This window comes from Peribacillus psychrosaccharolyticus ATCC 23296, assembly GCF_000305495.1.
Taxonomy (GTDB): domain Bacteria; phylum Bacillota; class Bacilli; order Bacillales; family DSM-1321; genus Peribacillus; species Peribacillus psychrosaccharolyticus.
Window position 1 is genome coordinate 1 of record NZ_AJTN02000245.1, and the last position, 18566, is coordinate 18566.

Sequence of the window (18566 nt, forward strand, 5' to 3'; positions counted from 1 at the left end):
CTAACAGATTATGTATACAAAGACCTGGCCAGCCAATACCAAGTTATTCGCCAAAAATGATTTAGAAATATACCCTAAAAAAGCAGATTTGGCTCTGGTACTCGATGATGGCTGGAACCCCTCCATTCATCAAAAAGCAGAAAATATACTAGGAGAAATGAAGATTCCTTGGCTTAGGGGGTTTACCGCATTTGGCGAGGGAATAATCGGTCCATTGGTTCGTCCTTCTATTCCAGGGTGTTCTCAGTGTGCAGACCTTAGGTATATTATGGCGGGGCGCGATCGAAAAGAGATGTGGGCACTGCGGCAGCAGCTACAAGGTAATCAAGGAAAGGGCGGGATGGGGGATTCTAATACGGGTCTTTTACAAACCGCCCTTATGATTGAAGCTGAGGTCCAGCGGATAATGACTGGTCTTCAGGCTAAATCAGAGGGACGCGTTTCTTTAATTAATCTGAAAAACCTGAATGCTTCATGGCATCCGTTTCTTCCTGATCCTGTGTGTCCGATTTGTAGTCAACTACCTGAAGATTCCTCCGCTAGAGCTCGAATTTCGTTACAACCAAGTCCAAAGATTCCCGGCAGTTATCGAAGCCGATCAATTAAAGAATTAAGTAAGTTTCTTGCTTCAGACTATTTGGATCAACGAATGGGCTTCTTAAACAATAAAATGATAGATTTAATCCCTCCTTTTGCTGATGCCAGTGTTAACTTACCTTTGTTCAATGGAGATGAGGGAGCAGCCGGACGGACAAATTCATATGCCATCAGCGAGATGACCGCCATTTTAGAGGGATTGGAACGATATTGTGGGATAGAGCCCCGCGGCAAGACGACGATGATTCGGGAAAGCTATCGTAATGTGAAGGATTATGCACTTGATCCTAAGAAAATTGGTGTTCATTCAACTGAGCAGTATGAACAGCCTGATTTTCCTTTCAAACCGTTTGATCCTGATGCACCGATTCATTGGGTATGGGGCTATTCGTTTTTACAAGAGCGGTCTATTTTAATTCCGGAATTGCTTGCCTATTACAGCTTAGGCTGCGGGGAGGGGTTTGTGTATGAAACGTCAAATGGCTGTGCTTTAGGTGGAAGCTTGGAGGAGGCCATTTTATACGGTATTTTTGAAGTTGTGGAACGGGATTCCTTTCTATTGACTTGGTATGCAGAACTGCCGCTTCCACGTCTGGATCCTTATTCTGCGGAGGATGAAGAATTACGATTAATGATCGACCGGGCTCGTGCCGCTGGCGGATATGATATCAATTTGTATAACGCAACGATGGAACACGGAATTCCGAGTGTTTGGGCATTGGCAAAAAACAGAAAGAAAAAAGGGCTGAATATTATCTGTGCCGCCGGAGCTCATCTCGATCCGATACGGGCAGCGAAAAGTGCCGTGCACGAGTTGGCTGGGATGATGCTGACACTTGATCAGAAATTTGAGGGAAATCAGATGAAGTGGGAGAAGATGTTTCAAGATTCCTCACAGGTTCAGCAGATGGATGATCATGGGATGCTATTTGGTTTAAAGCGAACAGAAGAGCGATTACACTTCTTGCTGGATGAAAGTCGACCACTGCGAACATTTGCTGAGGAGTTTTCGAACATCGTAAACCACTCGGACTTGACGGATGATTTAGGTGATATTCTTCAACGTTTTCGTCAGTTGAACCTGGATGTGGTCGTGGTGAACCAAACCACACCTGAATTAAAACGGAATGACTTACATTGTGTGAAGGTACTGGTTCCTGGTATGCTTCCAATGACATTCGGTCATCATCTCACCCGCGTTACGGGGCTTGAAAGAGTATTACAGGTACCAATGGATCTCGGCTATGTGAATCAAGCTCTTACGTTAGACCAACTAAACCCGCATCCGCATCCATTTCCATAAAGGAGCTTGGGGGGAACAGACATGCGACTGGATGAATTTCTTTACAATTTGCAATTCGACACAGAGAAGGTTAGACCGCCGGACTGGGAAGTAGATTGGGAAGACGCACCGTTACCCTATAAACTTTACCGTGATTTGCCTGTCTTGCCCCTTTCATTAGAAGTTCCATTGACGCTTGAGGGGGAGCCGCCGCCTTCTGAACCTGATATCCGCTCTTTCGGTCATTTTCTTTGGTATGTATTCGGACTTTCCCAGTTCAGTCAGTTTGAGCAAGAGAAAGACATTGTGCAATCTTTTAGACGGTTTGCTCCTTCTGGGGGCGCTTTGTATCCAAATGAATTATACGTCTATCTTAAGCTTGAGAACGTTCCGTCGGGTGTCTACCATTATGATGCAGCACATCACCGTTTGATTTTATTGCGTGAAGGAAATTTTGATTCGTATTTAGCCGAGGCTCTTGGCAATCGTTGTAAGATAAGCGAATGCTTTGGTACTGTTTTTGTATCAACTATGTTTTGGAAAAATTTTTATAAATACAATAACTTTTCCTATCGTCTGCAAGGCTTAGATGCGGGTGTACTGATGGGACAGCTGCTAGAGACAGCAAAACGATTTGGCTTCTCAACAGGTGTGTTCTTTCAATTTCTTGATAAGGCCATTAATCATTTGCTCGGTCTAGTGGACTTGGAAGAAAGCACGTATGCGGTCATTCCTTTATCCGTGAACCCTGTCATCTGTGGAGATTCTGTAGGTGAAGTTTCAGTAAATGAGTTATGTCGAGAACTCCCAGCCATTCAATGTCATCATTATATGCGATCAAAAAGGCTTAAACCATATCCTTTATTAATCGAAATGAATGAAGCGTCAATGATGGAAACAACCAAAATGATTGGATCAATTACTACGAAGGATCGAAAGCATTCTGATGGGGAAATGGTAAAGCTTGTGCCTGTAAAGCCATTGTTGTATGATCTAGCTGCCATATCTCGAAAACGATTTTCACCTGAAATGGATTTTATCTTTGGGAAGGTAAGTAATGCACAGCTAGCTTCTTTATTGAAAGAGGCAACTAGTTCTTTTGAATATCAAAATGATTTGGATGAACAAGATCACAGCGAGCCACGTGTATCCATTTACGGTTGTTTATATAATATTGAAGGGATTCAGAATGGTGCCTATATGTATGATGAAGAAAGTCATATACTCAGGCAACTAAATGCAGGGGATTATCGAAATAAGCTGCAATATGGCATGACGTTGGACAATGTGAATTTGCAGATTATCCCGCTTTGTCTTCATGTCGCCGGTGATCGGAACCATTATAGATCGCAGCTAGGATACAGAGGATATCGCATTCAACAAATGGAAGCCGGCATGCTTGTCCAACGATTATTATTAACATCATCAGCCCTCGGTATGGGAGGACATCCATTATTAGGATTTGATGTAAACGTATGTGATGAAATATACCGAAATGATGAAATAACCAGTCTCATACAACTCCCTATTGGGCATTATCAAAGTCGTGCCTGGTTGAAGGGAAGTTTGCAAAGTTAGAAGAATGCTTTAAATAAAGGCGGCAGAGCCATTTGCTCTGCCGCCTTTATTGAGTTACTTTGAATAGCAAAGACGCAAAAAAGGACGTTCAGATGCTATTAACAACTGAACGTCCCGCCGCAATAAATGCAGAAAATTTGAGGTCTTTAGTATATCGTTAGAGGGATGGTTTTGTCAATCTTTTGCGAAGGACAATCGTTTAGCAAGTGGTCTTAGGCTAGTTCTTAGTTATTAATTACCTATAAATATACCTTTTTATGGTAAGGTAGGTATATTACTAATTTACTAGAATTGGAGATTAAATTATGAAATCAGTGGTTATTAAAGCAGGCTTGTTAACTTGCTTATTTTTCGGGATTATTAATCAGGAAACATCTGCGGAGTCAAAATGGGCTTCCAAATGCTCATCATTTGGGACAATACAGCAAAATAAGAATCCTTCTTTTCAACATATTAATTGTTTACTAACGAGTGCTGCAATAGAGGCGGATATTCCTCCTGAAGTGGTCAAAGCGGTAGCGTCCCAAGAAAGTGGTTGGATCCAATTTAACAAGAAGAATGAACCGAATATTTCTTCAGATGACGGCATTGGGATCATGCAGGTTACTGATCGAAATGATACGGATATAGAAAAGTTGAAATACGATATCACTTATAATATTGAAGCTGGCGTTAAAATACTTAGCGATAAGTATGCCTATGATCTTCCTAAGATAAAAGGTGCAGGGAGACATGAGATAGAAAATTGGTATTTTCCTGTAATGGCTTACAATGGAAGGAAGGCAATTAATAGTCCTGTATATCAGAGTAATGGAGAAAAAAATACAAAAGCCTACCAAGAAAAAGTCTATTCTAAAATCGAAAATGATAGCTTCCTGACTGGCACTAAACTAGCAGCATTTCCTTTTAAAAGTAGTGACTTTGTCTATGAATCTACTAACCTTATTACGTTTAAAAAAGACGTATATATACTGACTGACTCTTTACATACATCTGCTTACTTTTTGAAAAAAGGAGATCAGGTCATTGTTACAGGAGATAATAGGAAACTAAGGGATAAACCTACTACATCGAGTGAAATAAAAAAAACAGCTCCTAAAAATACAATATTAACGATCACCAATGATTTTTCCTATGATGTAAATTCTACTTCCAATCAATTTGTATGGTTTCCTGTAAAATCAGCAGATAGACAATTAAGTGGTAATATTTCCTCAGCTTATATTAAAAAATGGGATGCTTCATCAGCACCTAGTAAACCAGAAGTTAAAGAGATATCTGATCGAGCTACGGTTATTACTGGAAAAGCTGAATCGAATACTATGGTAATTGCCGAAAAAGAAAGGAAAGTAATTGGTCATGCAACAGCCAAAAACGGGAAATTTACGATAAAGATTAAAAAACAAAGTGCTGGTACAAAAATTTCTATCTATGCCAAAGGTGCTTCAGGAAATATAAGCGAAAGCATAGAAGAGATTGTTAAAGACAGAACTCCCCCAGCAATTTTGAATGTTAGTAAAATTACTAGTAAAACAGATAAAGTAACAGTTAAGAGTGAAAAAGGTGCCACAATTATTATTAAAAAAGGAAAAACGGAAATTGGAAAAACGACTGTGAATAAAAAAGGAAACTATACCGTAAAAATCAAGCCACAAAAGAAGGGATCGAAGCTAACCATAATTGCATTAGATAAAGCAGGAAATAAAAAAGAGGTAACCCAAAAGGTAGAATAAAAGATTGGTTTTTATAAAAGAGGGCTTCCACAAAAAGGGGACACCCTCTTTTTCATGTGTTTTAAGGGGTTCTAACATCTATCATTCAAAAGTTTTATTAAAATGTTGAGCGCTTTTCGATAGGTAGCGGTTTTTCAGCAAGATTACAGGGAATCTGATTCAATTGTACAGTCTTCAATGGTTACTGTTTTTAATCTCTTTATAGGAAAGGTATGTAGTGTGGATTTTGGCAGGAGGGTGACCAAAATTGGGTTATATCGTTATTCTTGATATAATGAAGTAGTAGTACAAGAATTGTTGCCTGTACAACAATACTAGACCCTACTCTAAGGTGAAACAGACGCTTTATCTTACTTATTTTAGAATAATTAAGGAGGATTTAATATGCGAGTAGAGTTTTATAATCAAATTGGCGGAGAGTTAATCCATGGTACTGATAAATCAGATGTCGGTGCATTTATTACTCTTTTGAAAACAGTAAATGAAGTCACCATTAAAACAGGTCAACAGAATATTGAGTATAAAGGAACGGTAAATGAAATTATTTACGATATTAATTTTGATGATGAACATGACCATCCTATGGAAATAGTAAAAGTATATATATCAGATAGTAAAGAACATCCGGAAATTGAAAAGCTATAAGCAAAATTAGGACACTCTCAGCATGAGAGTGTTTTTTTTATGAAGAAAAACCGGTTTACATTGTGGAGTTTCTCTATTGTTAAAACCGTCTTTTTTCTCATCCAAATCTAGTCCTTTCTTACCCATTTATGCATAAATGAACCTTTTCGTTCTCATACTACAAGTAGTTATTTTTCTGAAATTGCTTTAGGAGGGATGGAGATGTTCGGTAAAAAGAGACAGGCAGTTGATAATCGGACAACCCAGACGCCTGTAAGTTTAGATGGTGTTAAAAAGTCTCTCACTAATATGAATGATGCGCAGATTGATGAACATGAAACAATAAGCGGGATAAAAGTAAATCTAATTTATATAAAGTCATTAGTTGATAACGAGCGTTTAAATGAAGCGATTGTTAAACCACTGATTCATGATAGGTCGATTTCAGTAAGCGAAGCAATAATTTCTTCCATTAAAGAAAAGGTATATACCTTGGATGAGGCAAAGGAAGCACTGTTAAACGGTCATATTCTTTTGAATGAGGCGGTAATCAATGAGTGGTGGGCAATCCCACTGCAAAGTCCGCTCAGCCGTTCCATAGAATCTTCTGAGACAGAATCCATTTTATATGGTGCAAAAGACAGTTTTAGCGAACAAATTGATCAAAACATTACATTGATTCGCAGAAGACTTCCTATAATGGAATTGAAAAGTGAGTCGTTCACTATTGGCTCACTGAGTAAAACAACAGTGGTTTTATTATATATAGAAGGGTTGACGAATCCTGATTTCATTACGATAGCGAAAGAAGGAATAAATAATATCGATTATGATTTCTTTACAGACTCCTCCCAAGTTTCAGCTTTAATGGAAAAAGGAAACAACAGTGTCTTCCCGCAATTTCAGCAAACGGATCGACCAGATGTTTGTGCTAGAGCACTTGGAATCGGGCAGTTGATCATTTTGGTTAATAATACGCCTTTTGCTTTAATTGCACCGGTCACTCTGTTCGATCTTTTTCAATCACCAGAGGATTACATTAACCGGTGGGTTGTTGCGAGTTTTCTAAGAGTGATTCGGTATGTTAGTTTTTTTCTTTCTATTGTATTAATCCCATTATATGTGGCGTTAACGACCTTCCATTTTCAAATGATTCCTTTGCAAATGTTATTTGTATTAACGGAATCTAGAAGTAAATTACCGTTCACCCCTTTCTGGGAAGCATTTATCATGCTGATTATCCTGGAAATTATTAAAGAAGCATCTTTAAGAATGCCAACCAAGGCTGGTCAAACGCTTGGTGTTATTGGTGGTATTGTCATTGGGCAGGCATCGGTTGAAGCAGGATTTGCTAGTAAAGTTTTGATTGTTTTAGTGGGAATTGCAGCTATCGCGTCCTTTTTAGTTCCTAATTATCTGTTGACGAAAGCTAACACATTGATTCAATTTATTTTACTCTTTTTAGCGTCCCAACTTGGAGTTATCGGAATTGCGATGGGTCTTATTGGGATATTATCTCATTTAAACTCATTGACTTCATTAAAACAGCCCTATTTAGCACCGCTGGCACCTTTGTATATGAAGGATTGGAAGGATGTATTCATACGCGGTCCAATCAAAACAGCGAAAGAGCGTCCTGAGTATTTAAAACCTTTGAAGAAATGGCGTACTAGCCGGAGGAATTGATCGTATGAAACCTATATCGTTATTTCAAAAAAACATGCCCATAAAAGCTGTTACGGTCTTTTTTATTTCCAATCGTTTTCAGGTTATCTTTTTTCTTCTTGTTTTTCCGCAATATATAGCCCATTCATATATGATTTGGTTCATTATTGCCTTGGGTATCCTTTCTCAAGGTAATTTATATATTTTGTCCAAGTGGATATCATCTTCTTATTCGACAAAAGGGTATGCTGGGTTTATTGAGTTATTCGGAGAATGGAAAGTTCGGATATTAACCGCTGTCGCCCTGTTGCCTATATTAGTAAAATTATCTGTCCTTACGATAAATTTTGTATCAACCACTCGTTATTATATTTTTCCATCCGTTAATCCATCTTGGTTAATTTTTGTTTTTCTTTTAATGAGTATGTATGTTGCGATTCGCGGGATGGAGAATACCATTCGTTTTAGTATTATTGCTTTTTTTACTGTAATTTGGATTATTTTGTTATTTTTACCGTTCTACTTTCCGCCGAACGCAGCTTGGATTAACCTTTTCCCATTAACTCATAGTTGGTCACAACAAACCTGGAAAGGAATATTGTTTATCTGGGCAACCTTATCCGGGCCAGAATATTTGATTTGCCTGATTCCTTGGCTGAAACAAGATCAGAAGATAGTGAAATATATGACATGGGCTAATATTGTTACCGTATTAGAATTATTAATAGTATTAATCGCTTCTCTTCTTTTCTATGGTCATCATTATTTATTGTTAATAAAGTATCCGTATATAGAGATGACACGTTATTTACAGAATCCAATTTTCGAAAGAATCGATATCGTACTCATCGCATTCTACTTGTTTCATTTAGTGTTTATGGTATCTATTTTACTTTTAATTCTTTACGGTGCTATGAGAATTATCTTTAAGAAAGTATCCAAAGAAACGACAAGAAAAGGATTCTTGATTACCTGTGTTATCACCACAGCCTTAATTATTTTTCTAAATCAATTCTTGTGGACAAATGAAAGACAATATAAAACGTGGATGAATATTGAAGTCGTAATGAGCGGATTCACCTACTTATTCATTCCCTCCTTTTTGGTTATTTGCAGCAAGATAAAAAGGAGGAGGAGATGAAATGAGAAAAGGTGTTAGGACATCTATCTTGGCGTTTACCTTAATCTGCTTGCTGTTAACCACCTCTTGCGGCGTAAGACCTGAAAATAATTTAATTGAAGAAATCGCTCCCGTAATTTTTTGGTACGTAAAAAAAGGCGAAAACAAAAATTTGAAGATTAGCACGGCCGTTCCACCCATACTAAAGGAGAAGAAGCAATTGTTCTCTCTTCAAGTTAACCTTTTAAAACAAGGTGCAAAAGATTTTAATTTGATTTATTATCGAGAAATGAAAGTTGGTCAGCTTCGTATGATTTTTATTGATGAACAAGTTGCGAAAAAGGGGATTGCGAAAATAGTGGATAGCTTATTGATTGATCCAGATACTTCTCAGCGATTGTTCATTGTTATTGTAACAGGAGATTTTGAGGGCTATTTAAAAAAGCAAATGAAAGATAAAGAGAATGCAGAATATTATCTATATCGAATGCTTAAACATTATGAAGATCAAAATCAAGGTGAATTAACTCCAATTAATTTGCATGAGTATAAGAAAATGCTTTATACCCCATACACAGATCCGTATATACCTGTCTTTAAAGCTGATCAACAAAATTTTAGTTATGAAGGTACAGCCATTTTTAAAAAAGATACATTAGTAAAAACACTAACTAAAATGGATGATCAAGTATTTCAATTGGTGGGTACCGACAATTACCTGAAATATTTAGCAATCCCAAAACTTTCTGTTGTATTAGGACGTGTTCACACAGCTGTGGATTTCAACTTAAACAGTTCTTATTCTAAGTTGTTCATTAAGGTCAAGATGATGGGCAGACTCGAGGATTATCAAGGTGAAAATGGGATGAACGATAAAAATATTGAGAAAATGAAGTCAACCATCGAAGCTTTTATGGAAGAGCGTACAAAGAAGTTAATGAAGAAAATGCAGCATATGCATACGGATCCGTTTCAAATAGGGACCCACACAATCACCCCATTTGGTAAAACGTTAACCGATAAAGAATGGTATAAAAAGTGGGAGAACATGGATATAGATGTGAAGTATGAACTTCAATTGGGACCTTTACCAAGAGAGTCAAAATAGGAGCATTTATGTTAGTCAAAAAGCGAAGTATCTTTCCTCGACTAGGCTTAAAATATTCCAAATGGGGTATATAGTAATAGTCGAAGTGGAGGAGAAGCCAATGGCCGAACATTGTACGTTACACATACGTGGAAAAAAAATTGTGATTTCTTCTTTGTTTAATAATAAATACGGGGAATGGATTTCGTGTGCAAAAATCCCCAACAGTTCTGTAATTGCCTATTGCCGAGATGAAAGTCGAGTACGTGCTGAAGCAGTATGTACGAGTCGATTACTCATTACTCTTGATGATTATATTTTAGATGAAAATGATTTAATGGAAATAGATCAATAAAAAGGAATATGTTTTCCTTAAAAAAAACCGAATCGCACACCGCTTATTTTTCCTAGCGGCTGTGATTCGGTTTTTTTATATGAATTTACCAAACGAATAAACCAACAATCATAGCACTTAAGAGGGAAACAGCCATTCCGCTAAGAAGCAATTTCCAAACGTTTTTCCCAATAATTTTTGATTTTTCTTCATCCAGGATAGAATTAAATGTTCCATAAATCATCCCAACTGTACTAAAGTTAGCAAAGGAAGTTAGGAAAGTCACTGCAACGGCCACTGTATGAGGGGCTAAGTGATCAAGTTGACCTTTTAAATCAAGTAAGGCGACAAATTCATTAGTAGCTAGTTTAATTCCCATTAACTGAGCGACATACATGGCATCACTACCAGATAATCCAAGCAAGAAAGCAAAAGGGCTGAAAAGGATAGAGAAAATCTTTTGTACGGTTAATCCATCTATGAAGAAGCTTAATATCCCGTTAACACCGGCGGTTAATGCCACATAGCCAATAACCATAGCCATGATAACAATGACCATTTTTACTCCAACGAGCATACTGTCTGAAATGGTAGAAAAGAAATCTTTTCGTTCTTCTTTAGTAGGAACATACACAATATCTTCTTCTTTACTCACGTTAACTGGGTTTAGCATGCTGGCAATGAGCAGCGCATTTAAACAGTTTAATGGAATAGCAGCAAAGACATAGGCAGCTGGGACCATTGATAGGTAAGCACCAATAATAGATCCACTGATACTGCTCATACTCATGATACCAAATGTCAGTAAGCGCTGATTTCCGATAACAGTCAGTTGTTGACGGAGAACAGCGAGCGCTTCGGTGTTACCAAGAAACATCATTTGGATTGAAAAGAAACTTTCAAGCTTAGGAAGCCCAGAGATTTTGGAAATCATCCAGCCGACTTTATCAATAATCCAGGTCATGATTCCAAAGTACGATAAAATATCAAAGAACGTAATAATAAAAATAATAGGCATTAGAGCGCTGAAAAAGAAATCAATCTGTTCATTTGCCATGACAGAAGGAAAAACAAACGAAATACCGTCATTAGCACATGAAATTAACCAAGTAAAGAAAGAGGCAATCTGATTAATAACCCATGAGCCAATGGTAGTTGATAACATAAACCAAGTGATCAGCAATTCTACAACCAACAAGGTTATTATCGCTTTCCATTTAAGATTTTTTTTATTAGGTGAACAAAGGTAAATGATGCTCATTACAACCAATACACCTAGCATATTTAATAAGAAATACATGATATCATCCTTTTTATTTTAATAGAAAACAACAAAAAGCTCTTATTTTTTCACACTTTGGCCATAGGACAGAAAGTGTGAAAAAATAAGAGCTGAAACAAAACATAGCAGGTTAAATATTCCTCAATAAAGCGAAAGCCGATGGAGGAAATGGTAACATACACGTTTCTTCGTCTTATATCATTCAAACTTCCTTGTAGTCCGGCAATTTTCGGCAGCCAGGTAGAAACTATCAGACCATTTTCACTGATATTATACAAGGATATTAATGTTGCGCATTTGGTAGGAATGTTTATTAGTTTAATTGAATTCAATGGGGATTACAATAGAAAGATTGAAGTTTAGAATAGTTGTATTAGTATAACTTTTCAGTCAATATAGGGGCAGATTAAGTCCGAAGAAAAGAAAAAAGATTGTAGAGAAAATGTTCTCTACAACCTCTGACTTTATGTTATTGAATAACTATGGTTTCAAGATCAACCATTTTCGCCCAATCTGAGATTTGTTCGACTGTAAGGGAGAGAGAGAGAACAGTATGGTGACCGCCGCCCGATTCGATCCAGCTTTTGACTCCATCTTTAAAGTTTGGTTTTGGTTCCCAAATCACTTTAGCTACTGGTAAATGAGGTGTTTCATTTTCTGGCTCGACTGCACTAATTGCGTTCACGATAAGTCGATAATTGGTTCCTAAATCCAGCATAGATACAACGATACCTTCTCCACCAGCACCATTAAAAACTAAGCGCGCTGGATCGTCCTTATTCCCAATACCCAGCGGTTGAACGACCACTTTTGGTTTGCTGGCTGAAAGAGTAGGATCCACTTCAAGCATATGTGAACCAATAATTCGTTCTTTGCCTGTGCTCAAGTCATATGTGTAATCTTCCATAAAACCGGTTTGAATATTGTTTGCCATGACCTTCATTAAGCGGTCAAGGGCAGCTGTTTTCCAGTCTCCTTCACCAGCAAAACCGTATCCTTCTGCGTTTAATCGTTGTACTGCAAGTCCTGGTAATTGCTTCATACCATGCAAATCTTCAAAGTTTGTTGTGAAAGCTGTGTAGCCGCCATTTTCAAGGAAACGACGCAGGCCAATTTCAATTTTAGCTTGTTCTTTCACATGTTCTTCGAAATATTCTGGATCATTATTGCCAAGTTCAAAATCATATTGATTTTGATAGTCTTGATAGGTTTGATTGATTTCTTCTTCTGTAACTTCGTTCATCACAGCGACTAGATCACCAATACCATAGTAATCAACTGTCCAGCCAAATTGAATTTGTGCTTCAACTTTGTCACCTTCAGTTACCGCAACATGTCTCATATTATCGCCAAAACGAGCTACTTTAAGCTGTGTCGAGTAGTCATAGCCAATCGCAACATTCATCCAGTCATTAATTTCCTTTTGGGTATCATCATTTTTCCAGTAGCCGACAACGGTTTTATTATTTTTCTTCAGACGAGCGTTGATAAATCCGTATTCACGATCCCCATGTGCACTTTGATTTAAATTCATAAAGTCCATATCAATCGTCGACCAAGGTACCTCTTGGTTATATTGTGTGGCTAAATGAAGCAGCGGCTTTTGCAGTAATTTAGTACCGGTAATCCACATTTTAGCAGGAGAAAATGTATGCATCCATGTAATTATGCCGGCTGCTTTATCATGGAAGTTTACTTCTTTCATAATTTTCGTGATTTCATCTGCTGAGGTAGCTAGCGATTTGAAATGAATTGGATAGGCTAGTTTACCAGATTGATTGAGCTGTTCCGTCATATCTAAGGCATGTTTTTCTACCTCTTTTAATGCTTCTTCACCATAAAGACTTTGACTTCCTACAACAAACCAAAATTCTTTTTTTCAGTTTTTAACATTTCCGCTCACTCCGTCCATCATTGATTTTTTCTGACCATAATAGGCATTTGCTCCATGTTTCCGATTAAAATGCTTGTCTAAGAGAGTCTGGTCCATCCGAATGCAATGTGGATTTAACTGCAAGGAATGATACGTCATCTTTGCAACTTCCTCTAGTACGACAGCATTATGTACAGCATTTTTTGCATCTGTTCCCCATGTGAAGGGACCATGATCATTCACGAGTACGCCTGGGACACGATTAGGGTCTAGACCATTCACGTTAAATGTTTCAACAATGACATCACCGGTTTGTTTTTCATAATCTCTTTCAATTTCTGATTTTGTCATGGCTCTTGTTACGGGAATATCTCCATAAAAATAATCGGCTTGAGTAGTACCTGCAGCGGGAATTTCTACACCTGCTTGAGCAAAGGATACAGCCCAAGGAGAATGGGTATGTACGATTCCGCCAATTTCTTTGAACTCTTGATAAAGTCTTAGGTGTGTAGCCGTATCGCTTGATGGATTGTATTTACCTTCAATCAGATGACCGTCAAGATCCACAACTACCATATCTTCAGCTTGTAATTTGTTGTATTCAATACCGCTTGGTTTAATTACAACAAACCCGCTTTCTCGGTCAATGGCACTTACGTTGCCCCATGTAAAAGTAACGAGCTGATATTCAGGTAATAGCATGTTTGCTTGATAGACTTGTAGTTTTAGTTGTTCTAGCATACATTTACGCCTTCTTTCTTGCTTGTTGCTTTCAACTTTTTCAACCTTTTCATAACATCGTTCTCTCCTCGGCCAAAATAATCGTGGAGTTTCACATACTCCTGATAAATGAGTTCATATCTTTCCATATTTTGAGGAATCGGGATTACTTTTTTATCTTGTATACGTGCAATATTTGCAGCAGCTTCTTCAATCGTTGTAAAACCGCCAGCTTCTTTTCCAGCAGCGACAGCAGCAAACATGGCTGCTCCGATAGCGGGAGCTTGAAGATGTTCCGCTATTGAAATTTCTTTTTGTGTAATATCAGCATATATTTGATTAAGCATTTGATTTTTATGAGGTAATCCTCCGCAAACCATTAACTGATTGATTTCCACGCCAGCTTTCTTAAAGGTATCAATCACCAAGCGTTTACCAAAGGCAGTCGCTTCGATTAAAGCACGATAGATTTCTTCTGGCTTTGTACCAAGTGTCATCCCAAGAATCAGACCAGTTAAATCGGTATCAACAAGCACAGATCGATTTCCATTCCACCAATCGAGTGCAAGCAGGCCGCTTTCTCCAATCGCTAACTGGTTTGCTTTTTCTTCTAACAGCTGATGAATACTGATGTTTTTTTGCTTCGCTTCTTCAAAATAAGAAGCAGGAACTTGTGTATCAACAAACCATGCAAAGATATCCCCTACAGCATTTTGGCCGGATTCATACGCATAGTAGCCTGGAACCGCGCCGTTTTTTACTACTCCGCACATTCCTGGGACAAAGACTTCTTTATCAGAAAGGGTGATATCACAGGTTGAGGTGCCCATAATATTCAGCATTGTCCCGCTGTTTATAACGCCAGTCGGAGCGACTGAAACATGTGCATCAACATTCCCTACACAGACAGCAATACCAGGTAATAGTCCCATTTGTTGAGCCATTTCCGCTGTTAATTCTCCAGCCTTAGAACCAACTGGAAGTAAGTCTGTACCTAGTTTTTCAGACACGACCTGTTCAAGTCGAGGATCCAAAGCTTTGAAAAAAGAAGGATCAGGATAGCCGGTGTCTTCGCTCCACATGGCTTTATATCCGGCAGTACATGAATTACGGGTTTCTTTCCCAGTCATTTGCCACGTAATCCAATCAGTTGCTTCAATAAATCCATCCATTTCCTGATAAATCTCAGGATCTTCGTCAAGTATTTGCATCAGTTTTGGAAAAAGCCATTCGGAGGATATCTTCCCGCCATACCGAGCTAAAAATGGTTCTTTCCGTTCTTCGGCTATCTTATTTAATTTATCAGCTGCGTATTGAGCAGCATGGTGCTTCCAAAGTTTTACCCAAGCATGAGGACGATTACGAAACGCTGGCAGCTCGCATAGTGGAGTTCCGTCGTTTTTTACTGGCAATACGGTACATGCAGTGAAATCAACCCCGATTGATATGATTTCTTCTTTTGCTAGTTTGCTTGATGAAATCGCTTCCTTTACAGAGTCAATTAAGCATGTTACATAATCTCTCGGGTTCTGCAGGGCCCAATCTTTTCCTAAAGGGATCGATGTGTTAGGCAGATGGTTAGTGATGACAGCATCTGGATAATCTTTTACCGCTGAAGCAATGATATTTCCTGTTTTAAGATCCACAATGACAGATCTAGCTGACAATGAACCGAAATCTACTCCTATTGAATAGGTACTAGTCATATAATTCATCCTTTCTAGTAAGCGCTTTCTATAAAAACAATATAATATTTATACGTACAAATGTCAATTGAGATTTTTTATATGCATGAATAATACTTATTCCGGCTGTCTTGTAATCAAACTAGAGAATAGGTATGATATGAATATTGATTTAAGGAGAGATATCATGCAGCCAAAATATAAAATTGTTATTGAAGAAATTAAGTCTTGGCTTTTTGAGGAACAGTTTCTTCCACATCAAAAATTGCCCACCGAGACACAGCTAATGGACCGGTTTTCCGTTAGCAGACACACGGTTAGGCGGGCTATTGGAGACCTAGAGGTGGAAAATTATCTCTATCGGATTCAAGGGGGAGGCATCTATGCCGCTGATTGGAAGGAAAAACAGACCAATCAAAATCCTACTAAAACGATAGCCGTACTAACGACCCATATTGCTGATTATATTTTCCCTAATATTATTGTGGGGATTGAAAAAATATTATCCGAACATTCCTTTTCCCTTCTCCTGGCCAGTACACATAATGATCCTTTAGTAGAACGTAAAAGCTTAGAGAATTTATTGTCCCAGCCCATTGAAGGGATGATTGTGGAACCAACAAAAAGTTCACATCCTAGTCAAAATATCGGAATATATAAGAATATGAAGAATAACCATATCCCTTGTCTGATGATTAATTCTGCTTATCAAGATATTGATTTTCCTAGGATTACAATGGATGATTTTAAGGGAGGATACATGGCTACAGAACACCTGTTAGAACTGGGACATGTCGAGATTTTAGGAATCTTCAAAACCGATGATCAACAGGGAGTTAAGAGGATGAATGGCTTTATTTCCGCTTATCAGCAAAATCCTTCTGTCTCATCAATCGGTCAGTTTATTACCTTTCAAACCAATGAAGAGAAAAAAGAATTACCAGAACGAATCAGAGCGGTTCTCAAACACGCCAATAAGCCGACAGGTATTGTTTGTTATAACGACCAAGTAGCTGTCCAAGTTATTTCTATTGCAAAAGAATTAGGAATTGATGTCCCTAATGAGTTATCCATTGTCGGATACGATGACTCACCAATCGCTAGTATTTTGGATGTAAAGTTAACGACAATCAGGCATCCTCAAGAACAAATGGGAATAGATGCTGGAAGAATGATTCTTAAACTCATAGAATCGGGTACAAGTGATTTAGATCAATCTATTCTTTATGAGCCGGAACTAATTACAAGACAATCTACGAAAGAAATAAAAAGGTAAGTACTAATCATTGATTGGTACTTTTTTGTTTATTTTTAGCGCTTGACATTTATACGTACAAATTATAAACTCAATTCGAGAAAGCGCTTCCTGTTTACTGAATATTCATTTAGCAAAGGTTACAAGCTGTACAGGGAGAGTGATTTATTTTTTCACCAAATACACCTACGAATTGAGGGACAGAAGATGGGGACTAGTAAATTAAGGAATACTCATTCATTTTGGTACATCGTTATAATTTCAGCTGCTGCTGGAATGGCAGGATTACTTTACGGGTATGATACCGCTGTTATTTCTGGTGCAATTGGATTTTTACAAGAGTTGTATGATTTATCTCCAGCGATGGAAGGGTTCGTTATTTCGAGTATTATGATAGGTGGTATTATTGGGGTTGCTGTTTCGGGCTATTTAAGTGATGCCTATGGAAGAAAGAAAATTCTAATGGTTGCTGCAATCCTCTTTGCGATATCAGCTATTGGCTCTGCTTTAGCCATTTCAGTTGCGATGCTGATTGGAGCAAGAATAATCGGTGGTATCGGTATTGGTCTTGCTTCTGCATTAGCGGTCACCTATATCACAGAATGTGCACCAGCTGCGATTCGTGGTCGTTTATCCTCTATGTACCAATTATTTACTGTCATCGGAATTTCAGCTACATTCTTTGTCAATTTATTAGTAGCCGATTCTGGAACACATGAATGGGGAGTGGAAACCGGCTGGCGCTGGATGTTAGGATACGGTGTTATTCCTGCCTTAATCTTTTATCTAACATTGCTTTTCGTTCCGGAAAGTCCACGTTATTTGGTCCAAAAAGGAAGAGATCAAGAAGCATTACAGGTATTAACAAATATTAATGGTAGTGAAGCAGCAAAAGTTGAAATGAAAGCGATTAAACATTCCATTGACACGGAAACAAATCTTTCAATGCGACAGCTGTTTAAACCAGGGTTAAGAAAAGCACTAGGGGTAGGAATCTTCCTCGCTCTTTTCAATCAAGTGATTGGAATGAATGCGATTACATATTATGGTCCGGAGATTTTTAGGATGGTTGGTTTTGAAGATAACACGGAGTTTGTGGCCACAAGTATGGTTGGACTCATGCAGGTTGTTGCAACAGTTGCTGCCGTCATTTTAATCGATAAGGCAGGACGAAAAAAGCTGATGGCTATTGGCTCATTCTTTATGGCACTATTTATGCTCTTAATTGGAGGCGTTTTCTTTTTCGATATTAACAGCGGACCATTGCTTGTTATCTTCATTATGGGTTTCACAGCTGCATTCTGCATCTCGATGGGACCGATTCCATGGATTATGATTCCGGAAATTTTCCCGAATCATTTACGAGCACGAGCTGTCGGGTTAACAACGATGTTTTTGTGGGGAGCAAACTGGGCGATCGGCCAGTTTACCCCTATGTTATTAAACGGGTTGGGCGGAGCCATTACATTCTGGATCTTTGCAGCTATTAACGTTATATGCTTCATCTTCGTTATGACCATTATTCCTGAAACTAAGAATAAAACGTTAGAAGAAATCGAACAATTTTGGAAGCCAAAAAACCAAAAAGTTCAAGTAAGAAAAGGTGCGTAAATCTTATTGACTAAAACCCGCTGTGGAATTCTTTTATCAAGAATTCCACAACGGGTTTTTTAATTTATAAAGGATTCATTTATCTTTGTTAACAAATAAAGGAAAAAAATTGTTTATAAG

General features: G+C 38.0%; 12 protein-coding genes, 2 pseudogenes and 1 riboswitch. Of the genes and pseudogenes, 10 read left to right on the forward strand and 4 right to left on the reverse strand.

Annotation, left to right across the window (positions count from 1 at the left end):
• From WYK_RS19755 to WYK_RS19790, 8 genes and pseudogenes are all read left to right on the forward strand, one after another.
• Positions 1 to 1900, forward strand: a pseudogene (locus WYK_RS19755) (TOMM precursor leader peptide-binding protein); the annotation flags it as partial.
• A 21-nt stretch (positions 1901 to 1921) separates the two neighbouring features.
• The gene (locus WYK_RS19760; RefSeq protein WP_040376174.1) at positions 1922 to 3457 is read left to right on the forward strand and encodes a SagB family peptide dehydrogenase; all 1536 of its coding nucleotides are present in this window, start codon (positions 1922 to 1924) and stop codon (positions 3455 to 3457) included.
• A 305-nt stretch (positions 3458 to 3762) separates the two neighbouring features.
• Positions 3763 to 5190: an Ig-like domain-containing protein gene (locus WYK_RS24235; RefSeq protein ID WP_040376175.1), complete on the forward strand. Its 1428-nt coding sequence runs from the start codon at positions 3763 to 3765 to the stop codon at positions 5188 to 5190.
• Between the two features lie 384 nt (positions 5191 to 5574).
• Complete coding sequence (locus WYK_RS19770) at positions 5575 to 5835, forward strand: hypothetical protein (protein WP_040376176.1); 261 nt, start codon at positions 5575 to 5577, stop codon at positions 5833 to 5835.
• Positions 5836 to 6036: 201 nt separating this feature from the next.
• Positions 6037 to 7500, forward strand: a complete 1464-nt coding sequence (locus tag WYK_RS19775; protein WP_040376177.1) for a spore germination protein — start codon at positions 6037 to 6039, stop codon at positions 7498 to 7500.
• A 4-nt stretch (positions 7501 to 7504) separates the two neighbouring features.
• Positions 7505 to 8620 carry a GerAB/ArcD/ProY family transporter gene (locus WYK_RS19780; RefSeq protein WP_040376178.1) on the forward strand — a complete coding sequence of 372 codons (1116 nt, stop codon included), beginning with the start codon at positions 7505 to 7507 and terminating at the stop codon, positions 8618 to 8620.
• 1 nt (position 8621) lies between these two features.
• Complete coding sequence (locus WYK_RS19785) at positions 8622 to 9707, forward strand: Ger(x)C family spore germination protein (RefSeq protein WP_040376179.1); 1086 nt, start codon at positions 8622 to 8624, stop codon at positions 9705 to 9707.
• A 100-nt stretch (positions 9708 to 9807) separates the two neighbouring features.
• The gene (locus WYK_RS19790) at positions 9808 to 10041 is read left to right on the forward strand and encodes a hypothetical protein (RefSeq protein WP_040376180.1); all 234 of its coding nucleotides are present in this window, start codon (positions 9808 to 9810) and stop codon (positions 10039 to 10041) included.
• 85 nt (positions 10042 to 10126) lie between these two features.
• On the opposite strand, the gene WYK_RS19795 is transcribed toward WYK_RS19790, so the two are convergent.
• The 4 genes and pseudogenes from WYK_RS19795 to WYK_RS19810 all read right to left on the reverse strand — a co-directional run bounded on the left by WYK_RS19795 (position 10127) and on the right by WYK_RS19810 (position 15601).
• On the reverse strand, positions 10127 to 11320 hold the full coding sequence (locus WYK_RS19795; RefSeq protein WP_040376181.1) for a nucleoside transporter C-terminal domain-containing protein: 1194 nt from the start codon (positions 11318 to 11320) through the stop codon (positions 10127 to 10129).
• 177 nt (positions 11321 to 11497) lie between these two features.
• Positions 11498 to 11600: riboswitch (purine riboswitch) on the reverse strand.
• Positions 11601 to 11771: 171 nt separating this feature from the next.
• A pseudogene (araA, locus tag WYK_RS19800) lies at positions 11772 to 13178 on the reverse strand (L-arabinose isomerase); the annotation flags it as partial.
• Positions 13179 to 13181: 3 nt separating this feature from the next.
• Complete coding sequence (locus WYK_RS19805; RefSeq protein WP_040376183.1) at positions 13182 to 13916, reverse strand: L-ribulose-5-phosphate 4-epimerase; 735 nt, start codon at positions 13914 to 13916, stop codon at positions 13182 to 13184.
• Complete coding sequence (locus WYK_RS19810; protein WP_040376184.1) at positions 13910 to 15601, reverse strand: ribulokinase; 1692 nt, start codon at positions 15599 to 15601, stop codon at positions 13910 to 13912. Before WYK_RS19810 ends, WYK_RS19805 begins: the two co-directional genes overlap by 7 nt.
• A 166-nt stretch (positions 15602 to 15767) precedes the next feature.
• Here WYK_RS19810 and WYK_RS19815 point away from each other — a divergent pair, with 166 nt between their 5' ends.
• Together WYK_RS19815 and WYK_RS19820 are read left to right on the forward strand one after the other, a co-directional pair.
• Positions 15768 to 16856, forward strand: coding sequence for a GntR family transcriptional regulator (locus WYK_RS19815; RefSeq protein WP_040376185.1), 1089 nt, complete (start codon positions 15768 to 15770; stop codon positions 16854 to 16856).
• Between the two features lie 186 nt (positions 16857 to 17042).
• Entirely contained in the window at positions 17043 to 18446 is a 1404-nt protein-coding gene (locus WYK_RS19820) for a sugar porter family MFS transporter (protein WP_040376186.1), read from the forward strand.
• The last annotated feature ends 120 nt before the right edge of the window (positions 18447 to 18566 follow it).

Bases quoted from the DNA above. Each gene is read 5' to 3' on its own strand.
- WYK_RS19790 (WP_040376180.1), top strand. From the start codon at position 9,808: ATGGCCGAACATTGTACGTTACACATACGTGGAAAAAAAATTGTGATT.
- WYK_RS19770 (WP_040376176.1), top strand. From the start codon at position 5,575: ATGCGAGTAGAGTTTTATAATCAAATTGGCGGAGAGTTAATCCATGGT.
- WYK_RS19785 (WP_040376179.1), top strand. From the start codon at position 8,622: ATGAGAAAAGGTGTTAGGACATCTATCTTGGCGTTTACCTTAATCTGC.
- WYK_RS19760 (WP_040376174.1), top strand. From the start codon at position 1,922: ATGCGACTGGATGAATTTCTTTACAATTTGCAATTCGACACAGAGAAG.
- WYK_RS19775 (WP_040376177.1), top strand. From the start codon at position 6,037: ATGTTCGGTAAAAAGAGACAGGCAGTTGATAATCGGACAACCCAGACG.
- WYK_RS19815 (WP_040376185.1), top strand. From the start codon at position 15,768: ATGCAGCCAAAATATAAAATTGTTATTGAAGAAATTAAGTCTTGGCTT.
- WYK_RS19805 (WP_040376183.1), bottom strand. From the start codon at position 13,916: ATGCTAGAACAACTAAAACTACAAGTCTATCAAGCAAACATGCTATTA.
- WYK_RS19810 (WP_040376184.1), bottom strand. From the start codon at position 15,601: ATGACTAGTACCTATTCAATAGGAGTAGATTTCGGTTCATTGTCAGCT.
- WYK_RS19795 (WP_040376181.1), bottom strand. From the start codon at position 11,320: ATGTATTTCTTATTAAATATGCTAGGTGTATTGGTTGTAATGAGCATC.
- WYK_RS24235 (WP_040376175.1), top strand. From the start codon at position 3,763: ATGAAATCAGTGGTTATTAAAGCAGGCTTGTTAACTTGCTTATTTTTC.
- WYK_RS19820 (WP_040376186.1), top strand. From the start codon at position 17,043: ATGGGGACTAGTAAATTAAGGAATACTCATTCATTTTGGTACATCGTT.
- WYK_RS19780 (WP_040376178.1), top strand. From the start codon at position 7,505: ATGAAACCTATATCGTTATTTCAAAAAAACATGCCCATAAAAGCTGTT.